The organism is Vescimonas sp. (assembly GCF_057856985.1).
This window is the reverse complement of the sequence record NZ_DBLZXX010000007.1, coordinates 26,360-45,977: the sequence shown is the minus strand read 5'-3', so window position 1 is coordinate 45,977 and position 19,618 is coordinate 26,360. Positions and strand designations below refer to the sequence as shown.

Below are 19,618 nucleotides of genomic sequence, written 5' to 3'. Positions count from 1 at the left end.
CCTTTGCAGATCTATTTAAGAAACTGCTCACATGGCTTATAGCCTATAGTGGCATGCAGCGGCGCTTAACCCTTTATTCTCTCCATACACTTCAAAAGGGAAAATACTCCCACCGCAAAATTCAGCTTACAGCAGGCGAAAAACGCCCACCAATGCGGAGGAAAATATCGCATGGGCAGCGTTTTGATTGCCGCACGATATTCTTTCTCCGACAGGATACCTCTGATTTCCCTCAAGGCTTCACGGTTTGGAAGTGCCAGCGCATTTAGCCCTAAGCCGATGATACTCAGGCTGATGCGATTATTGAGCGCAATTAAAAGCTCTTCCTTTCGCTCACCACTTGCAAGTACGACGGTATTATACATGCACTCGAATAGGCGCTTCCACTGCGCATTGAGTTTAGGCTTATATGTACTCGTCAGAGATATTGTGTTGTTCTTTCTGTAATGGCTAAAATATCTTCGGATATATACTCCACACCTTGCTGATTTTAAAGCTTGCATATTGAACAATGCATCTTCCGTTCCAACTTTCTTCGTATCAACGAACTCTGCATTGTTTTCGATGAGGAGCACTCTTCTATACAACTTTCCCCATGCAGTTACAAGCGTGTCTGCATTTTCCGGATGTTTTAAAAACGCCCCATGCAAACCAACTATGGTTTCATAAACTTGTGTAAAAAACTCTTCTTCGTCAAAAACAATGTAGTCATCATAAAAGAGCGTCTTTGGCCGTTGCGCATTCTGGAATTCTCTGATATACGGCCAGAAGACAATGTCCGCCTCATGCTTTACAGCCATGGCAACAGCGGTTTCACAGGTTTCTAAATCAATCCAGTCATCGCTGTCTACATACATAACATAGTCGCCGGTGGCAAAAGAAAAACCAACATTGCGTGCCGCAGAAAGTCCAGCATTTTTCTGGGAAATCACCTTAATCGTGCTGCCTTTTGCCACATACTCATCTAATATCTCACCACTCTCATCTGTTGCCCCATCGTTGACACAGATGATCTCGATATTCCGGTATGTCTGGTTGATCAGGCTGTCCATACATTGCCGGAGATAGGGCGCGACATTATAGACGGGCACGATGATGCTTACCTTTGGCGTAGGCTTCATATCAAGTTATCCTCCTGCTAATTTCATGTACTCCGCTGCGCTCAGTCGTGCAAAATCCCGGTCAAATGGCTGATTGATCGCATTGGCATAATAGAAATACGCAGCAAAGCCCAGTACCATCAGGATGGTCAGCATCCTCCCGTCCCTGCCGCCGATTTTTTTCAACATCCACGGGAGCGACAGCGACTGAAAAATCAGGAAATAGTTTGCCAGCCGCGCAAAATAATTTGCCGTACCGAACAGGCCCACAAACATAATGGCGCCATTGAGCATGGTCAGGTTCACCATGAGGTTCTCCGTTTCAGAGCTGTCTGCGAACAGCTTCTTGCGGTAAATACATGACAGCACCAGCGGCACATTGCAGACAAGTACACGGAAAATATTAACGCCCTCGCCTGTAAACGCAGAAATCGTGTATTCCTCTCCCAATCGTGTTGTGATATTGACGATCATGCCAAGCAGCGGGCGGAGGAAAAATCCCGCCGCAAGGAAAAATGCCAGCATCCAGTAGGTCCTCTTTGTCCACGGACGAAACTCCATGAACGGCACCAGCAGATACATCAGCGAATAAGGGTGGATCAGCGACGCGATCAGGACGCCCGCTATAAAGAAAACCCACTTCCTTTTAAGCGCAAACGTTACTGCAATGACTGCAATACCGACGGCGGCGGCCTGCTTGATACCCGCGAAAACAAACGTATAACAGCCGGTGGTAAACAGCAGGAAAACCGTCAGCGGATAATCTACAGAATATCTGTGCGCAAAAATAAAGTAGCAGCCAACCGTCAGGAAAGCCCAGAACATCAGAAAATTCTGCGTGGATACACCGCATATTTTCAGCTGGTAGTTGATCCAGTTGAAGAGAGGGTTCGCGCCTACACTCTTGTCTGTCATTTTCCACGAACCTTCTGTGATCAGCTCATAAGCGTGGCGATACGCCTCCGTGTCATTGCACTGTGTCCGCAGTCCCGCAAAGCCTGCCAGCAGGATGATGATCAGCAGGGTGCAGAAAACCAGTCTGTGCCGTTGGGCATGGTTCATCGGTCCCATCGTAACATGATCCGCACACCACGCCAGTGCAGCCGTTATGAGCATGAGGATGACTAACTCTCGCATTTCAGATCTCCAAGTGTTTGATCGTCTCCGCCACAACGGCGGTTTTACTGAATTTTTGCTCCATCCGCGTCCGACCGCGGCGACCCATTTCAGCCTGCCGATCCTCCGGCAGCTCTGCAAAACGCCGCATCGCGTCGCAAAGCGCGTCTGCATCCTTTGTCGGGCACAGATATCCGCTGACACCGTCCTCCACCGCCTCGCGGCAGCCGGGGATATCGCTGGTGATGAGGGCACGGCCAGTGGCGGCACCCTCCAATAGAACATTGGACATGCCCTCATGGTACGATGGCAGCACGACGCAGCTCGCCATGGCGTAAAAGCGCTTCATATCCGACTGATAGCCGTGATACTTGACCACGCCAGCCTGCTCCAATTTATCCATGAGGGGCTTATATTCCTCTTCAAATGAGCCGACGATATGAAACTCCACGCCGTCGCCGTATTCCTGCTTCATTCGCTTTGCGGCGGCAAACAGCTCGTCCACACCCTTTTCGCGCATGACGCGACCCACAAAAAGAAACCGTACCGGCCCCTCCTGCGGGTAGGGCTGATAGGGATAATCTTCTAAATTGACGCCCGCGCCGTTGAGCACCACGTCGCGCCCCTGCGGCACAACGCCGGTGGCAGCGAGGGTGTCCCGATTCCCGGCATTCTCAAAAAAAACGACCCTCGCACCCTTCAACGCCGGTTTGTAGAGCGCCAGCACAAACTTCTTGAGCCAGCCGCCGTTTTCGATGGCGCTGCCAAGTCCCGTGATGTTCACGGCATAGGGGATGTGCGCCATCCGGCAGGCTAAGCCACCGTAGATGTTGGGCTTGATGGTGTATGTCAGAACCAAATCCGGCTTGACCTCTTTCAGCATGGCCCTGTACTGCCGGAAGAGTTTGCTGTCATGGATGGGGTTCATTCCTCGGCGGTCAACGGGAAGCTCAATCACCTCGTCCACCAACTTATGAAGTTCCTCCCAGCGGTCGTTATGTGGGACAGCAACCGTAACATTCGCGTGTTTTTTCAGTTCTGAGATCAAGTCCTTGCGGAAATCGTACAGGCCGCCGCTGTGATTGGCCAGTATTGCAATTCGCTTTTTCATCGTCTCTCGTCCAACGCAAGTGTTTTTAGCTCGTTGTACTTCATCATAACAACATCGCTTCTATATTTCCCCACGGAGGGGACATTTTGCTGCCCGCTCAGGTTATTCACGATCATCTGCGGCGTTTTTACGCCGCATTCATAGGCGTGCGGATAACCGCCTCCAAAGCGCGGATTGACCTCGGAAATATAATACGCATCCCCGATTTTGAAGATATCCATATCGATCTGCGCACGATACCCGCTTTCTTCAACAAAACGCGAAATCAGCGCAAACAGCTGTTCGTCCTTAAAGGAGATCGCCTTATCCGTCTCTCCGGCCCGCATCACCAATTTGTTCTTCGTAAAGGCGGCAACAACATGCCCGGAAAGCATATCCGTGTAAACATCCGCGCCGATTTCCTGCCCATTCAGAAACTCCTGAATGATCATGTCTGGCTGGTGCTGAAAGAGGAAGACTGCCGTTTCCATATCCTCCGCCTTGGAGATGTGCAGACTCGCGCTGCCAAAGCGTGGCTTTACAAAAACCGGAAATGCGACCTCGCCATCAGCCAACGCCTGTTCAAACGCCGAGAATTGTACATAGGTTTTTGCGCAGCGGTAGCCATGCTCTGTCAGCCAGTTATACATTGCCCATTTGTCAAGGGCCATTTCACACAACTCGTAGGAGGAACCTACAACCGTTGTGCCAATAGCTTCAAACGCTTCTTTGTGTTGAGCCAAAAGCGACAGTTCCGGATCAATCAGAGATAAAACACCATCGATGTGCTCACTTTTACAAATCGTTAATATCTCATCGACATAACCAGGTGCGGTCATTCGAGGGACGATGCGGAAAGAATCTGCATCATAAAGCGCAGGTGCATACGGGCTGCAATCGGTCACAAAAACTTTGCCAGAAGGGCCGACCGCATCTTTGAAATATTGAACAACTTTATTTCTCGTTCCGCAGCTAAGAATTAGAATGTTCATGATAAATCACTCCATTTTTTCTCCAACACAACTTCTAATCCGTGCGAGATTTCCCTCACTACTTTGGGTGTTGACCTGCACTCCCGACCTGTTGAGCACCTTGCCAACTGTCCCCAGTAGAATGCGTAAATCCGTAATAAAACTGATATGCTGCACATACTCCAAGTCATATGCAAATTTCTGCTCCCACGTCAGCGTGTTTCTTCCGTTTATTTGAGCCAGACCTGTGAGTCCCGGTCGCACATCGTGCCTATGGCGCTCATCCGCTGTGTAATAGAGCAAGTATTCAACCAGCAGCGGTCTCGGCCCCACGATGCTCATCTTGCCGCGGAAAATATCCCACAGCTCCGGCAGCTCATCCAGGCTTGTTGCTCTCAAATTGCGGCCAAACTTCCCTAACCGGATTTCGTCTGGCAGCAGGTTGCCGTTTTCATCCCGTGCATCGCTCATACTGCGGAACTTATGGAGTTTAAAAATCTTTTCATCTTTTCCCGGACGCTCCTGGCAGAAGATCACAGGACTGCCCAGCTTCACGCGCACCAATATCGCCGTCACCAGCAGCAGCGGCGACAGGACGATCAGCGCGCACCCGGACAGCACGATGTCCAGCAGGCGCTTGATGTATTTTTCATAAAACCCCGCCTTGTGCCGCATCAGAACATCCCCCGGATGACCTCGCATACGCGGTCAACGTCGTCCATGCTCATTTTCGTGTCGCTGGGCAGGCACACGCCGCGGGCAAACAGATCGTCGCACACCGTCTTTTCGCTGACGCGGACAAAGGGGTAATCCGCAAAGACCGGCTGCAAATGCATGGGCTTCCAGAGGTAGCGCCCCTCAATGCCAGCCTCGTTCAGCTTTGCCAGCATTTCGCCGGGCGTCACGCCGCAGCCCTCGTCCAGCAGGGCAACAGACAGCCAGCGGTTCGATTCCGCGCAGTCCAGCTTCGGCTGCATGGTCAGCGGCAGGCCTTTCAGGTTTTCGCAGTAGCGTGCAAAGATAGCCCGCTTCTGCTCCACGCGCAGCGGCAGCACCTTCATCTGGCCGCGGCCTATACCGGCGGAGATGTTGCTCATGCGGTAGTTGTAGCCGATCTCCTCGTGCTGGTACCACGGCGCGTTTTCGCGGGCCTGCGTTGCCAGCTTCAGGGCATGCTTGGCTTCCTCTTCCGTCTGGCACAGCAGCATCCCGCCGCCGGAGGTGGTGATGATCTTGTTGCCATTGAAGGACAGACCGCCGAACTCGCCAAAGGTGCCGCACTTCTGGCCGTTGTATGTAGAACCCAGCGCCTCGGCGGCATCCTCAATCAGGGGAACGTTGTGCTCATGGCAGATGGCGATGATTTCATCCAGCTTGGCTGGGTTGCCATACAGATGCACCGCGACCACCGCCTTGGGCACACCGTATAGTTCAAAGGCATGGCGAAGAGCAGCGGGATCCATGTTCCACGTCTCCCGCTCGGAGTCGATGAACACCGGCTTCGCGCCGCAGTAGACGACAGGGTTGGCCGAAGCGGAGAAGGTCAGGCTCTGGCAGAACACCGCATCGCCGCGCTTCACGCCCGCGAGGATCATCGCCAGATGCAGCGCCGCCGTGCCGGCAGACAGAGCGACAGGATAGCCCTTGCCCATGTAGGTACCCATCGCTTTTTCAAATTCGTTAACATTCTCGCCCAGCGGCGCGATCCAGTTCTTCCGAAATGCGTCGTTAATGTACTCCAGTTCATAGCCCTCACCCGACATATGCGGGCTGGCCAGCAAAAGTCGTTTATCCATCTTCCGCTCCTGTGTTTTTTGTCCAACGGATGCCAAAGTATGCTTCTGTCGGGCATGTTGGTTGTGTTCAAAAGTATAGTGAATCCGCGCCATGTCTTTCTGCCGCTATGGCATGCAGCAATATGCAAGTTCATCGATCTGGCATATTGCTGCTTCCCACCCGAAAAAACGTTTGAATTAAGCCATTTTTATCGCTCAATTATACTGCATATAGGCAAAAAGTGCAATACCTAACAACAGATGAAAAAGCAGGGCGTGGTCACGAGTCAGCATATTCTCCTTCCTTTCACAAGGGAGTTGCCCATGGAATCCTTCAATCTGGAATATTACCGCGCCTTTTATACGGTGGCACAGACCGGCAATGTCACAAAGGCCGCCGAGGCTGCTGTGCCTGTCCCAGCCCGCCGTAACCCGCTCCATCCACCGGCTGGAGGAGTCTCTTGGCTGCAAGTTGTTTACCCGCGTTTCCCGCGGCGTGCGGCTCACCGTGGAAGGCGCGGCGCTTTTTTCCCATGTGGACAGCGCTTTCAAATCTCTGTCCAACGGCGAACGCGAGCTGAAGCGGCTGGCCGCTTTTGAAGCAGGTACGCTGATCATCGGCGCTGCGGAGACGCCGCTGTACCATTTTCTGCTGCCGAAGCTGGGACAGTTCCGGGAGATGCATCCCAATGTGACGCTTCAGGTGCAGGGCAGCTCCACACATGAGACGATCCAGATGCTCCGCGCAGAGCAGGCGGACGTAGTGCTGGCAGTTTCTCCGCTGACAGATGTGGAGGACTTGTCCGTGACTGAGCTTGCCTCTTTTCGTGACGTGTTTGTGGCCGGGCCCAGATTCAAATCGCTGGCCGGACGGCATTCTGCCATCTCTGTTCGCACAGAGCCTTCTGGCGCAGGAGGGCTTTTTCGCACTCGATACAGAACCCAGCCCTGCCCGCCAGATTCTGTTGGTGCATCGCGGCGAGGGCCGAACCTCACTGCTGTGCATACTCACAAGCAGTAAAAGAAAAAAGCCTTGCCATATCAAGGCTTTGCAGATAAGAAGAACTCCGCTTTTCGGCAAGAATGCTCGAAAAACGGAGTTCATTTCATTACCACAGCCCCATCACACGCTGCATCAGCAGACTGACGGCGGTGATGCCCGCCCAGCAGCAGGCTCCCAACAGCAGAGGTTTTCCCCCGCTCTTTACCAGCTTGACCACGTTGCTGTTCAGTCCGATGGCCGCCATAGCCATGATGATGAAGAACTTGCTCAGCTCCTTCAGCGGCTGAAACACCGCTGAAGGTACGCCCAAGGACGTGCAGATGGTGGTGACTACCGACGCGCAGACGAACCACAGGATGAATAGGGGGAACGCGTTCTTCAGCCGGAAGCCGCCCTGCCCCGTTCCCGCCTTCTTCGCCTGCATCAGCGACAGCACCAGTGTGATGGGGATGATGGCCAGCGTGCGGGTCAGCTTGACGGTCACCGCCTTGTCCAGCGTCTGGCTGCCCAGTTCCCACATGCTGTCCCACGTGGAGGCCGCCGCCGTGACGGAGGAGGTATCGTTCACCGCCGTACCGGCGAAGATGCCGAAGGACTCGCCGGAGGCAGTATCAAACCCGATGGCCTGTCCCAGCAGCGGGAACAGCAGCGCCGCCAGTACATTGAAAAAGAAGATGACCGAGATGGCCTGCGCCACCTCCTCGTCGTCGGCGTGGATCACCGGCGCGGTGGCGGCGATGGCGCTGCCGCCGCAGATGGAGGAGCCTACGCCGATGAGGGTGCTGATATTGCCGTCGATATGCAGCAGCTTGTGAAGGGCAAAGGCCACCAGCAGCGACGTGGCGATGGTGCAGATGATGATGGGCAGGGACTGCTTTCCGGTTTGCAGCACCACGTTCAGATTCAGGCCGAAGCCCAGCAGCACCACGGCGGTCTGGAGAATTTTCTTTGAGGTGAAGCCCACGCCCGGCTTGCAGGCTGCGCCGGGCGTCCAGAACAGGGCGATGACCATGCCGATGACGATGGAGAACACCGGACCGCCGATGACCGGCACCAGCTTGCCCAGCAGCCACGAGGGCATGGCGATGGCAAGGCACACCGCCATGCCGGGGAGATATTTTCTGATGGTTTGCATACGATTTCTGATTTACTTCCGTTCCTTGCGGATGGCCTCCACCATGCGGGTCAGTCCGGTCTCGATGATGCTGCGGGGCATGGCCAGATTCAGCCGCACGTAACCGGCGGCGTTGCCCACGAACAGGCCGTTGCCGCCCTCCAGCAGCACGCCTGCCTTGTTGGCGAAGAAGTCCGGCAGGTCCGTGGTCTCCGGCAGGCATTTGCTCAGGTCGACCCATGCCAGATAGGTAGCCTCCGGGATATACATCACCGCCTCCGGCAGCTCACGGGTCAGGAACTCCTTCACAAAGGCGAAGTTCCCGTCCAGATATTCCTTCAGCGCCTCGTGCCACGCGCCGCCCAGCTCATAGGCCGCCTTGGCCGCCGTCAGGGACATGGGGTTCACCGCGCCGAACAGCTTGTCCCGCTCCTTGAACCGCGCCCGCAGCGCCGCGTCGCGGATGATGATATTGGAGAAGGCCAGGCCCGCCAGATTGAAGGTCTTGCTGGGAGCCATACAGGTGATGAGCTTGGGGTAGTCCTCCATCACCCTGGCCATAGGGATATGGCGGCGGCCGCAGCGGATCAGGTCGCAGTGGATCTCGTCGGACACCACCCAGAGGTTATACTTCCGCATGATCTCACCGGCCCGGCGCAGCTCCTCCTCCGTCCACATGCGGCCGGTGGGGTTCTGGGGATTGCACCAGAATACCAGCTTGCAGGCGGGATCGGCGCACTTCTTCTCAAAGTCCTCGAAGTCCATCTCAAAGGTGCCGTCGGCCTTTTTATGGAGTGGGGAGGTCAGCACACCCACACCGGCGTACTCCGCCGCGTGGACAAAGTAGCCGTAGGCCGGGGTGTTCACCAGCACCTTTTCATCCTTGGTACACAGTGTCTCCGTCAGCTGGTACAGGGCGGGAATAATGCCCGGCGTCACGCACAGCTGCTCTTCAGGGAAGCTCCAATCGTAGTGGTTTCTGCACCATTTGGAGAAAGCTTTGTAATATTCGTCGTTATACAGGCCGGTATAGCCGAAGATGCGGCGGTCGATACGGCCGCGGAGAGCGTCCAGAATCTCCGGGGCCACGCCGAACTCCATGTCGGCCACCCACATGCGGACGAACTCCTCATCCTTGTAGGGGAACACCTTCTCCGGGCCGGCATGGAAGATATAGCCCCGGAAGCCGTCGGTATTCAGTGCATTGGTGTGGCGGCGGTCGATGATCTCGTCAAAGTTGTAGGTCATTGTGGTTGCTCCTTTCTTTTTCAGTGATGGTCGCATTTCTGACACTGTATCATGGATGTTTCACCCGCGTCTTTATAAAACACACCCGCCTACTGGCAGATGCTCTGCAGGATCAGCACCACGGAAGCGCCCTTTTCCAGCTTTCTCTGGTACATATCCACACCTCCTGTGTCTTCTTTATTATAGTGGGATATGCAGGCACTTTCAAGTCACTATGAAATTTATAAGCGGGTGTTTTTACACCCGCTTATGGTCTACCCGCTTATGGTCTCAAAGCTCCTTCTTGTTGTCCGCGCCGGGGGTGGCGACGATGACCTTCTCCGGCGTAATGCCCAGAAACACATCGCCGACAACCAGCTTGCCTTCGGCCGTCACGTCCTTGAACGCCACAGGCACCACATTGGGTGCGCCATTGGCGCAGGTCGCCAGATCCCACATCCCGGCCTTCAGCAGCTTCGCCACATTTTCATTCAGCATAACAGCGTCCTCCTTGCTTTTTGAGCCGTGCGGCCCATTCGTTGTGCTTATTATAGGCGCGATACAGGGATACGAAAAGATATGGGTCGGTTTATGAGCAGCTATGAAATTTGTGAGTGCTGTGCGGCTAAAGCGAGCCGCTCCGGCGTACTGACGTCTTCCATTCGGCAGGTAACGCCGCCGCTCTCAGGTACCTCGCACAGCGGCGCACCGTCGAGCGGGACACGCAGACCACCAGCGTGTGTCCCGTCCGTCAGGAAGCCCTCTCCGGCGAGAACGACCTCCGCTTCCCTGAGATAATGATTCTTTTCCTCTGCGCTGATATTCATTTGGCTCCTCCTAAACGCAAAAAAGCGCCGGTTCGATGGTTCTGCAAAACCAGCAAACCGGCGGTCCACGAATGGCAGGGCCATTTGTGGGAACCCTGCCGGGCCTCTTAATTTAACGCGCTTCGCGCAGGTCGAGGCAGCGAGTTCTCCGGTGCTGCGGTACATTCCAAAAAGAAAACACCATCCTGACGGATGGTGTTTCTTTTTGGAGCGGGCGACGAGGCTCGAACTCGCTACCTCGACCTTGGCAAGGTCGCGCTCTACCAGATGAGCTACGCCCGCAAACGGCGCCGCTGCTGCGGCACCTTGGTGCCTCCGGTCGGAGTCGAACCAACGACACGCGGATTTTCAGTCCGCTGCTCTACCAACTGAGCTACAGAGGCATATGGCGACCAAGAAGGGGCTCGAACCCTCGACCTCCAGCGTGACAGGCTGGCGTTCTAACCAACTGAACTACTTGGCCATGTGGATGGTGGGAACAACTGGACTCGAACCAGTGACCCCCTGCTTGTAAGGCAGGTGCTCTAACCAGCTGAGCTATGCTCCCGTACCTGCCGCTCTCGCCGAACGACATGGGCTATTATACTAAAACCATCCGCATCTGTCAATAACATTTTCGCAAAAACTTACTTTTTTTCTTGCAGGGACGCCAGCAGCTGCTCCAGCTCCTCCTTGGAGAAATCGTACACCGTGTCGCAGAACTGGCAGCTCAGCTGGCAGCCGCCCTGCTGGCGGATCATGTCCTCCAGCTCCTGACGGCCCAGAGAGATCAGCGCCCGTTCCACCCTCTCACGGCTGCAGTAGCACTTGTAGCTCACCGGCTGCGTCTCCAGAATTTTCAAATCGAAGTCGCTCATCACTGCCCGCAGCAGGTGCTCGGGATCGGGGTCCTGCTCCAGCAGCGCCGACACCGGGCCGGCGGCCATGATGCCGCCCTCCACCTTGACAATGGTGTCCTCTGTGGCCCCGGGCATCAGCTGGATAAGGTAGCCTCCGGCGGACTTCACGCTCTGGTCGCGGTCCACCAGCACGCCCAGACCGCAGGCGGTGGGGATCTGCTCCGACTCCACGAAGTAACCCGCCACGTCCTCGGCGATCTCGCCGCCCAGCAGGTCGATGGTGCCCACGTAGGGCTCCTTCATGTGCAGGTCCTTGATGACGGTCAGCGTGCCCTCATGGCCCACGGCGCCGCCCACGTCCAGCTTGCCGTCCGGCCGCAGAGGCAGGTCCACCTGGGGGTTCGTCACGTAGCCGCGGACATTCCCCTCGTGGTCGCTGACGGCCAGCACGGTCCCCAGCGGGCCGCCGCCCTTGAGCTGAAGCGTCAGGCTGGCTCCTTGCCCCTTCAGGGCGTCGCCCATCATGGACGCGGCTGCCAGCGTGCGGCCCAGTGCCGCCGTGGCCACCGGCAGCGTCTTATGGATCTGCCGTGCCCGCTCCGTCAGGTTCCGGCTGTAAATGGCCGCCGCCTGCACCATGCCATCGCCGGAGATGGCCCGCACGATCTTGTCTTCCATATTATGTCAACCTCTCTCATTCAGTTTCGTATGCAGCAGAAGTACACCCGCTGCTCGTCCTCCCGCGGATGGCGCAGCTTGGCGTCGCCATAGACACGGATGTCGCCGAAGCCTGCCTCGGTGAGCCACGCCGTCAGCTCCTCCACAGTGTAGGCCCGCTCGCGGTGCAGCTCCTCCCGCCGATCCCAGGCCTTGTCGCCGCGACGCCGGAACAGATCCATGTAATAGGTACAGAGTCCCTTGTGATACTCGGCGCGCCACACGCAGTAGGTATCCTCCGTCTCGTCCAGGAACACCTGTCCGTCCAGTGCCGCCAGCTTGGCTACGGTATTCACGTCGAACACCAGCACGCCTCCCGGAGCCACGAACAGGTGCAGCCGCCGGAACGTGCGGCGCACGTCGGCGGGGTCAGTGAGATAGTTCAGGCTGTCCAGACAGCAGATGGCGGCATCCACGGTGCCGTACAGATCCAGCTGCGGCATGGACTGATGCAGGAAAATGGGCGGCACGCCCTGTACGGTGCCGCCCTTGCTCATGGCCGCAGCCAGCATCTCCTCGGAGCCGTCCACACCGATAAGCTCATACCCGCGCCCCGTCAGCAGCCACGTCATGGTGCCGGTGCCGCAGGCCAGATCCAGCACCACCTTCACGGGGATGCGGCTGCGGCGGAACAGCTTTTCCAGAAAGTCCGCCCGCTTTTCGTAGCCCACATCCTCCGTCAGCGCATCGTAGGAGGAGGCCAATGCCTCGTAGCAGCTCATTTTCCCTCTTTCTCCTTCATCTTCTCCAGCACGCTCTCGTACCCGCCGTTTCCGTAGATCAGCGAGCGGTTGACGCGGCTGATGGTGGCGCTGGACGCACCGGTCTTTTCCAGAATGTCGTTATAGATCATGCCGTCGTTCAGCAGGGACGCCACCTCGTAGCGCTGCTCCATGCTGCGCAGCTCCGAGATCGTACACAGGTCCTGGAAGAAGTTGTAGCACTCCTCCTCCGTTTCCAGCGTCAGGATCGCCTGATAGAGCCGGTCGCTCTTCTCCTTTTTTGCGATCTTGGACTTGGCTGCTCTTACCATGTCTTGCTTCTCCTCTTTTCCTCGGGCCCACGGGCCTGTTCGTTGTTTCACATTGTACCATTTTAATTCGTGAAAGTAAACCTCTGCCCACAATTATTTTTTTCTCGGCAAAACAGAAGGCGGAGCGTCCAAATGGACGCTCCGCCGACAGCGGCGCCGTATATAGGATCAGTTCTCGGTCTTGCCGTGCAGCTTCTTCTGCAGCCAGTCCTTGCCGTCCACGTAGCGGGAGACGATGAAGGACACCACATAGTCGCCGGCGGCGTTGACCATGGTGGCGGGAGGGTCCACCAGATTGCCGATGGCCAGTGCGATGGGATAGGCGACAGCCAGCTGGTCAGGGAAGAAGATGGTGCAGACCACCAGCTCGCCGGTGCCGCCGCCGCCAGGAATGCCGCTCATGGCCACAGAGGAGAACACCGCCACGATGATGGCCAAGATGGCCTTATCCGTGGAGAAATCCAGGCCGAACACGCCGAACAGGAATGCCACCTTGATGATGGCGGACATGGCCGAGCCGTCCATGTGCATGGTGGCGCCCATGGGCAGTACGATCTCGCTGACATCCTTGCTGATGCCGGTCTCCTCCGCCACCTCCATGTTGGTGGGGATGCAGGCCACAGACGAGCAGGTGCCGAAGGACACCGCCGCCGGGCGGAAAAGCTTGGAGAACATGATCTTTGCGCCGCCCTTGCCGCCGCCGAAGCGGGCGTAGATGGGGAAGAAGATGAACATGTAGGCGAAGCTCATGACGTAGTAAATGATGAGGGTACGGCTGTAATCCTTCATCAGCTCGGGTCCATAGGTGGCCACCAGGTCGGCGAAGAAGCCGAAGAAGCCGATGGGCGCGTAGTAGGTGATGAGCTTCACGGTCTTCATGATGCAGCCCGTGACATCCTCCAGAAATTGAGCGGTTCTGGTCTCGGGCCCGCCGTTCATCTGGACGCCGAAGCCGAACAGCACCGCCGCCACGATCAGCGGCAGGATGGCCTTACGGCTCAGCAGCTCCATGAAATCCGGCTTGGTAAAGAAGTTCACGATCATGTCGCCGAAGCCCAAGGCCTCGCCGACCTCGCCCTCCACGATGGTGTACTGACCGTCCACCAGCGGGAAGATGCGGCACACGATGTACATCAGGACACCGGCGATGGCGGCTGTCACCAGAAACGTGGCAACGGTGACGCCCATGATCTTGCCGGCGCGCTTGACGCTTTTCATATTGGCGATGGCGGAGGCAATGGAGCAGAACACCATGGGCACCACCACGCAGAACATCATGTTGATGAACAGCGTACCCAGAAACTTGATCTTGCCGCCGAAAGCCGGCGCGAAGGCGCCCACCAGGCAGCCTCCCACGATGCCCGTCAGCATGCACAGGATAAACCAGTAATTTTTCAGGAATTTCTTCATAGCTCTCCTCCTAAGATACTCCAAACAGGATGTTACTGCACTTATTATACGGGCATTTTTCTCATTGTAAATCGCAATTCTTGCCCAGTTCCATGCAAATCGTGCTCTCGCGAACCACATCCGCCGATGGGCCGCGGCCGAACTGCTTCTTGTAGGCGCGGGAGAATGTGGAGTAGTCCTGATACCCTACCTGTGCCCCCACCTCCGATGGCGAGGCCCCCTGGGCCAGCAGCCGCTGGGCCAGCAGCAGCCGCTTCTCCGTCACATAGCCGTGGATGGAATAGCCCGTCTCCCGCCGAAACCGCCGCATCATGTGGTACTTGCTGACGTAGAACCGCTCCGACAGCTGGTCGATGGTCAGCTCCTCCGTCAGGTGCAGGTTCAGGTATTGCAGCAGCGCCACCACCTTGCTGTCGCCGGAGGCCGCCTGCACCTGATGACCGCCGCGGCACACGCGGTTCACCTCCACCATCAGCTCCAGAAACTGAGCCCGCTCCAGCAGGGCCGCGCCGTACCCCCCCTGCCGCACCGTCCGGGCCAGCGTCTCGAATAGCTGACGCACGCGGCTGCCTCCCTCGTCGCGGTACACGTAGCGGAAGGAGTCCTGGGCCTGCCGGAAGCACTCCTCCAGATCGCAGTCCTCCGTGCCCAGCGATGCCAGATACTGCGGCGCGATATACAGGATCATTCGCTCGTAGAAGGCGTCCTCCGCCACCTCCGGCCGGTGAATGCTGCCGCGTCCTACCAGCACGAAGTCCCCGGGGCTCAGATCGTACCGCTCGCCCTCGATAGCGTAGCCCGCCTTCCCTGCCAGCAAAATGATGATCTTATGAAACGTATGATAGTGGTATTCGATGTGCTCCCGCCGTCCGTCCGCCAGATGAAACAGCCGGAACGGCTCCCGCAGATAGCCCCTCACCTCGTACTGCAACGGTTCCATACGCGCCACCTCCGCATTTTTTGCACACATTATATCACCAGCTATGCGCTTCGTGCAAGTTTTCTCCAGATTATTACCATTCTGAAAATTTTGTTGCCATTTTGTAATTTTTGTGTAGCTTTTTTGAAAGCGGTGTGGTATGATAGGATGCGTTGGGGGATAGCCCCCATGGAAATCTATGACACGAACGGCAGGTAATACCCATGTATCTGAAACAATTGGCCGCGTTCGGCATGTCCGCCGTCATGATGCTGTCCGGCGGCGTCGTGGCATCCGGTGCGGAGACGAAGAACGACAGTGAGACCACTCTGGTCACACCTTATGAATACAGCGCAGCCGTGGAGACTCTGGCCGCCAGCGGTGTGGCCGCCGGCAGTGCCACTGCCCTTCAGGCTGCCGACGGGCTGCGTCTGGCCCAGGAGTCCGGCGCGCTGGAGGATAGCGAAAGCTCCCTGTCCCTGACGGAGCTGGCCGCTCAGGCCCTGATCCGCGAGACGGAGGAGCTGCAGAAGCAGAACTTCCTGGCGGAGTACGACGGCGTGCTGACCACCTGTGAGAACTACATCACCCTGCGGGCTGAGCCCGATCAGGACGCCGCCGCCCTGCGGACCATCTGGACCGGCAAGGTGGCCCACCTCATCGATGTGGAGAACGACGACTGGTACAAGGTGAGCTACGGCAGCTCCACCGGCTACGTCATGGCCCAGTACTGCGAGCCGGTACACTACGCCGATTACGAAGGCACCTACGCCACCAGCACGCTGGTGGAGGACATCATCGCCTTCAGCTACACCTATCTGGGCACGCCGTACCGCTACGGCGGCACCAGCTACAGCGGCATCGACTGTTCCGGCTTCACCATGAAGGTGTTTGCCCAGTTCGGCATCTCCCTGCCCCACGGCGCCAGCGACCAGTACGCCCTGTGTACCCCCGTTACCACGGCGGAGCGGGCCCCCGGCGACCTGGTGTTCTTCAACACCAGCGGACGCGGCATCGGCCACGTGGGTATCTATCTGGGCGGCGGGCAGTTCATCCACGCCAGCACCAGCCGCGGCGTCGTCATCAGCTCCCTGTACGAGAGCTACTACGCCAATACGTATCTGTACGCCGGCCGCATCATCAGCGGCTGATCATATCGAACCTTCTTCATGTTTCTCCGAAAGGACAGACCGGCCCGCGCCGGTCTGTCCTTTCCCTATATGCGGTATATTTGCATATTTATCCAATTATACACGTCATTTTTCCGTCATCCCGTCACGAATCCACTTTCATTTTTCTTAATATATGCACATTTTTTACAAAACCGCACGTTCAATTGAAATTTTATTCATTTAGCGCTTGACATTTATACACCACAGGCGTATGATAGCCACTGTCAGGAGGAACACCTCCTGCTGCATCATCAATATTCCGGCATACCGGAGCCATAAGAAAGAAGAAAGGAAGTACATCCCATGAAAAAGATGATCGCCATGCTGCTGGCGCTGGTCATGGCCATGAGCCTGATGGCCTGCGGCAAGCAGAACGACAGCAATACCAACGACAACAACGACGCCAATACCGGCGACGACCAGCCTGCGGCCAAGACCACCCTGGTGGTGGGCGTCTCCGCCGACTATGCCCCCTTCGAGTTCATGTATCCCGACGAGAACGGCAACATGGTCTACGGCGGCATCGACATCTCCGTGGCCCAGTACGTGGCCGACGAGCTGGGTCTGACCCTGCAGGTGGAGAACATGAGCTTCAACAACCTGCTGACCTCTCTGGACAAGGGCGACTTCGACATGGTCCTGTCCGCCATGGAGGCCACTCCCGACCGTCTGGAGAACGCCGACTTCTCCACCGGCTATTACAGCGATACCCCTCCCGCCATTCTGGTGAAGGCCGACAAGGCTGACCAGTACAAGACGCTGGCCGACTTCAACGGCAAGGCCATGGGCGCGCAGGCCGCCACCACCAAGCTGGACATGGTCAACGACATCGAGGGCGTCAACGCCGTCTCTCTGGAATCCGTGCTGGATCTGGTGAACGAGCTGGTGTATGACAAGGTGGACGCCATTCTGGTGGACGGCGGCGTGGCCCAGCAGTACGCTGACGCCAACCCCGACCTGGTCATCTGCAGCGCCTCCTCCGAGCTGCCCACCGCCGAGCCTTACTGCATTGCCGTGGCCAAGGGCGACCCCAAGGGCCTGCTGGACGGCATCAACGCCGCGCTGGCCAAGATGGCCTCTGAGAACAAGATCGAGACCTTCATCGCCGATGCTGACGCTCTGGCCAGTGTGGCCGTGGAAGTCTCTGCCGATTAACTCCTTCCAAAATTGTGCGCGTAGTGCAAAGCCGTCCGCGACTTTGCACTTTCGCGCGTCTCCGACCAATTACTTACAGAAAGGACTGACCGCGTATGTGGTGGAGCAGCCTGTTCACGGATATGCGCCCCTCCGACTTCTTCAATTTCTCCTTCCTGCCCAAGTACGGCGTGGCCTTCGTCCGCGGCATCGAGTACACACTGCTGCTGGCGGTGGTATCCGTGCTGCTGGCGGTGATCCCCGCCCTGCTGCTGGCTCTGATGCGCCTGAGTAAGGTCAAGCCCGTGAAATGGCTGTCCGGTGCGTATATCGCCGTATTCCGCTCCACCCCCATGCTGGTGCAGCTGTCCATCATCTACTTTGGCCTGTTCTATGCCATCTCCCTGCCCCGCCTCAGCCTGTTCGGCTTTGTAGATATCAGCCGGTTCGTCCCCGGCGTGGTGGCGCTGGCCCTGAACAGCTCTGCTTACGTGGCGGAGATCTTCCGCGCCGGCATCCTGGCGGTGGACAAGGGACAGACCGAGGCCGCCCGCTCTCTGGGTCTCAGCAGCTGGCAGGCCATGCGCCTGGTGGTGCTGCCTCAGGCCATCAAAAACGTGCTGCCCGCACTGGCCAACGAGCTGGTGACCATGGTGAAGGAGAGCTCCATCTGCTCCATGCTGGGCATGGCGGAGATCATGTTCGCCGCCAAGACCATCGCCGGCTCCACCGGCATCTCTCTGGCGCCCTACACCCTGGCGGCGCTGGTGTATTTCTGCATCAATTATCCGGCCTCCAAGGGCATTGAGGCCATCGAAAGGAGGATGCGCCGTGGCGACAAGCAGTAAGGTCCTGATCTCCGTCCAGCATCTGGTAAAGGAGTACAATCACGGCGCTGTCCACGCCCTGAACGACTGCAATCTGGACATCCACAAGGGCGAGGTGGTGGCCATCATCGGCCCCTCCGGCTCCGGCAAATCCACGCTGCTGCGGAGTCTGAATCTGCTGGAGGAGCCTACCTCCGGTGCCATCTTCTTCGACGGCGCGGATCTGGCGGGCAAGTCTGTGAACATCGACCTGCACCGTCAGAAGATGGGCATGGTGTTCCAGCACTTCAACCTGTTCCCCCACAAGACGGTGCTGCAGAACATCACCATGGCCCCCGTGACCCTGAAGAAAAAGACTGCGGCCGCAGCCAAGGAGCAGGCCATGGCCCTGCTGGAGCGCATTGGCCTTGCCGACAAGGCCGACGAGTTCCCCAATATGCTCTCCGGCGGTCAGAAGCAGCGGATCGCGATCGTCCGCGCTCTGGCCATGGATCCTGAGGTCATGCTGTTCGACGAGCCCACCTCCGCCCTGGACCCCGAGATGGTGGGCGAGGTGCTGGATCTGATGCGGGACCTTGCCAAGGAGGGCATGACCATGGCCGTCGTCACCCACGAGATGGGCTTCGCCCGGGAGGTGGCCGACCGCGTGGTGTTCATGGCTGACGGCAAAATTCTGGAGGAGGGCACCCCCGCAGAGCTTTTCGACCGCCCCAAGGACCCCCGCCTGCAGGACTTCCTCAGCAAGGTATTGTGAGACAACGGAAAACCGCCCCTCCGGCATGGCCGGAGGGGCGGTCTTTCGTTGTTTGTTCAGCTTTTCCCGTGGATCTCGCCGCCGCACTTGGGACACGTGATGACGATCTTGCCCTTGCCCTTGGGCACGCGGCACACCGTGCCGCACTTGGGGCAGGTGAAGTACTTGTGCTCCTTGTCCATCCGCTGCTGCTTATTTCCGGCGGCGCGGCGCTTGATGGGCCACCATACCTTCTCCAGAAAGCGGGCGTTCTCTGCCCGCCGCTTCTGCAGGCTGCGGGAAAACATGCGGTACACGGCGATGACCAGCAGCACCGTGGACAAAAAGCTGATGACCAGATGCACTGTCTGCTGTTTGATGAACATGTTGGCCACATCCAGCAGCAGGGCCGCCCAGATGGTGGTCAGGCCCAGCTGATCTGCGCCGTTGCGGCCATACATAAAGCGTGACAGCGCGTTGCCGATTCTCTGCAGAAAATTCATACGGAAGTCCGTCCCCCTGCTCTTGTGTCATTTCAAAGCGTTATTTTACAGGAAAACTCCGCAAAGGTAAAGGGCTTTTATGTAAAATTCACAGAATGGACAAATTTC

Annotated in this window: 21 protein-coding genes and 4 tRNA genes; 5 read left to right on the top strand and 20 right to left on the bottom strand. The window is 57.3% G+C overall.

The features are described 5' to 3' along the window. Positions 1–65: 65 nt before the first annotated feature. From ACZM22_RS06805 to ACZM22_RS06780, 6 genes are read right to left on the bottom strand one after another with little or no spacing between them, the layout of a single operon-like run. Positions 66–1,121, bottom strand: coding sequence for a glycosyltransferase family 2 protein (locus tag ACZM22_RS06805; RefSeq protein WP_489543525.1), 1,056 nt, complete (start codon positions 1,119–1,121; stop codon positions 66–68). 6 nt (positions 1,122–1,127) lie between these two features. Beyond that, positions 1,128–2,237 (bottom strand): EpsG family protein, encoded by a 1,110-nt coding sequence (locus tag ACZM22_RS06800; RefSeq protein WP_489543524.1) that lies wholly within the window; start codon positions 2,235–2,237, stop codon positions 1,128–1,130. A 1-nt stretch (position 2,238) separates the two neighbouring features. Further along, a complete protein-coding gene (locus ACZM22_RS06795) occupies positions 2,239–3,327 on the bottom strand; it encodes a glycosyltransferase family 4 protein (protein WP_489543523.1) in 1,089 nt (362 codons plus the stop codon). Continuing rightward, positions 3,324–4,298 carry an ATP-grasp domain-containing protein gene (locus ACZM22_RS06790; protein WP_489543522.1) on the bottom strand — a complete coding sequence of 325 codons (975 nt, stop codon included), beginning with the start codon at positions 4,296–4,298 and terminating at the stop codon, positions 3,324–3,326. The genes ACZM22_RS06795 and ACZM22_RS06790 overlap by 4 nt, the downstream gene beginning before the upstream one ends. 6 nt (positions 4,299–4,304) lie before the next feature. Continuing rightward, positions 4,305–4,952: a sugar transferase gene (locus ACZM22_RS06785; protein WP_489543521.1), complete on the bottom strand. Its 648-nt coding sequence runs from the start codon at positions 4,950–4,952 to the stop codon at positions 4,305–4,307. Next, positions 4,952–6,073, bottom strand: coding sequence for a DegT/DnrJ/EryC1/StrS family aminotransferase (locus ACZM22_RS06780; RefSeq protein WP_484424293.1), 1,122 nt, complete (start codon positions 6,071–6,073; stop codon positions 4,952–4,954). The genes ACZM22_RS06785 and ACZM22_RS06780 overlap by 1 nt, the downstream gene beginning before the upstream one ends. A 361-nt stretch (positions 6,074–6,434) precedes the next feature. Here ACZM22_RS06780 and ACZM22_RS06775 point away from each other — a divergent pair, with 361 nt between their 5' ends. Further along, positions 6,435–7,073: a LysR family transcriptional regulator gene (locus ACZM22_RS06775; RefSeq protein ID WP_489543520.1), complete on the top strand. Its 639-nt coding sequence runs from the start codon at positions 6,435–6,437 to the stop codon at positions 7,071–7,073. Between the two features lie 88 nt (positions 7,074–7,161). Here the strand turns inward: ACZM22_RS06775 and ACZM22_RS06770 are convergent, their stop codons facing one another. From ACZM22_RS06770 to ACZM22_RS06710, 13 genes are all read right to left on the bottom strand, one after another. Then, positions 7,162–8,190: a YeiH family protein gene (locus ACZM22_RS06770; protein WP_489543519.1), complete on the bottom strand. Its 1,029-nt coding sequence runs from the start codon at positions 8,188–8,190 to the stop codon at positions 7,162–7,164. A 12-nt stretch (positions 8,191–8,202) separates the two neighbouring features. Next, on the bottom strand, positions 8,203–9,417 hold the full coding sequence (locus ACZM22_RS06765) for a MalY/PatB family protein (protein ID WP_489543518.1): 1,215 nt from the start codon (positions 9,415–9,417) through the stop codon (positions 8,203–8,205). Between the two features lie 270 nt (positions 9,418–9,687). Continuing rightward, complete coding sequence (locus tag ACZM22_RS06760) at positions 9,688–9,894, bottom strand: hypothetical protein (protein ID WP_489543517.1); 207 nt, start codon at positions 9,892–9,894, stop codon at positions 9,688–9,690. Positions 9,895–9,995: 101 nt separating this feature from the next. Then, positions 9,996–10,223, bottom strand: a complete 228-nt coding sequence (locus ACZM22_RS06755; RefSeq protein WP_489543516.1) for a hypothetical protein — start codon at positions 10,221–10,223, stop codon at positions 9,996–9,998. A gap of 206 nt (positions 10,224–10,429) precedes the next feature. After that, positions 10,430–10,505: transfer RNA gene (locus ACZM22_RS06750), tRNA-Gly, on the bottom strand. A gap of 25 nt (positions 10,506–10,530) precedes the next feature. Next, positions 10,531–10,606: transfer RNA gene (locus ACZM22_RS06745), tRNA-Phe, on the bottom strand. Positions 10,607–10,609: 3 nt separating this feature from the next. Beyond that, positions 10,610–10,686 (bottom strand) — tRNA-Asp (locus ACZM22_RS06740). 7 nt (positions 10,687–10,693) lie between these two features. After that, positions 10,694–10,770 (bottom strand) — tRNA-Val (locus tag ACZM22_RS06735). Between the two features lie 79 nt (positions 10,771–10,849). Continuing rightward, positions 10,850–11,740 carry an Hsp33 family molecular chaperone HslO gene (gene hslO, locus ACZM22_RS06730; RefSeq protein WP_489543515.1) on the bottom strand — a complete coding sequence of 297 codons (891 nt, stop codon included), beginning with the start codon at positions 11,738–11,740 and terminating at the stop codon, positions 10,850–10,852. A gap of 20 nt (positions 11,741–11,760) precedes the next feature. Further along, a complete protein-coding gene (locus tag ACZM22_RS06725; RefSeq protein WP_483269112.1) occupies positions 11,761–12,501 on the bottom strand; it encodes a class I SAM-dependent DNA methyltransferase in 741 nt (246 codons plus the stop codon). Then, the gene (locus ACZM22_RS06720) at positions 12,498–12,812 is read right to left on the bottom strand and encodes a YerC/YecD family TrpR-related protein (protein WP_483269113.1); all 315 of its coding nucleotides are present in this window, start codon (positions 12,810–12,812) and stop codon (positions 12,498–12,500) included. Before ACZM22_RS06720 ends, ACZM22_RS06725 begins: the two co-directional genes overlap by 4 nt. Before the next feature lie 168 nt (positions 12,813–12,980). Next, a complete protein-coding gene (locus tag ACZM22_RS06715; RefSeq protein WP_484424160.1) occupies positions 12,981–14,222 on the bottom strand; it encodes a dicarboxylate/amino acid:cation symporter in 1,242 nt (413 codons plus the stop codon). 61 nt (positions 14,223–14,283) lie between these two features. Then, positions 14,284–15,162, bottom strand: coding sequence for a helix-turn-helix domain-containing protein (locus tag ACZM22_RS06710; RefSeq protein ID WP_489543514.1), 879 nt, complete (start codon positions 15,160–15,162; stop codon positions 14,284–14,286). A 203-nt stretch (positions 15,163–15,365) separates the two neighbouring features. On the opposite strand from ACZM22_RS06710, the gene ACZM22_RS06705 reads away from it, so the two are divergent. From ACZM22_RS06705 to ACZM22_RS06690, 4 genes are all read left to right on the top strand, one after another. Beyond that, positions 15,366–16,292: a C40 family peptidase gene (locus tag ACZM22_RS06705; RefSeq protein ID WP_489543513.1), complete on the top strand. Its 927-nt coding sequence runs from the start codon at positions 15,366–15,368 to the stop codon at positions 16,290–16,292. Positions 16,293–16,616: 324 nt separating this feature from the next. Beyond that, positions 16,617–17,468, top strand: a complete 852-nt coding sequence (locus ACZM22_RS06700) for a transporter substrate-binding domain-containing protein (protein ID WP_489543512.1) — start codon at positions 16,617–16,619, stop codon at positions 17,466–17,468. A 95-nt stretch (positions 17,469–17,563) separates the two neighbouring features. Continuing rightward, positions 17,564–18,295, top strand: a complete 732-nt coding sequence (locus ACZM22_RS06695) for an amino acid ABC transporter permease (RefSeq protein WP_484424163.1) — start codon at positions 17,564–17,566, stop codon at positions 18,293–18,295. 4 nt (positions 18,296–18,299) lie between these two features. Continuing rightward, positions 18,300–19,028, top strand: a complete 729-nt coding sequence (locus tag ACZM22_RS06690; RefSeq protein WP_489543545.1) for an amino acid ABC transporter ATP-binding protein — start codon at positions 18,300–18,302, stop codon at positions 19,026–19,028. 56 nt (positions 19,029–19,084) lie between these two features. Here ACZM22_RS06690 and ACZM22_RS06685 read toward each other — a convergent pair whose 3' ends face one another. Continuing rightward, complete coding sequence (locus tag ACZM22_RS06685) at positions 19,085–19,510, bottom strand: ribonuclease P Rpr2/Rpp21/SNM1 subunit family protein (RefSeq protein ID WP_489543511.1); 426 nt, start codon at positions 19,508–19,510, stop codon at positions 19,085–19,087. Positions 19,511–19,618 lie beyond the last annotated feature (108 nt).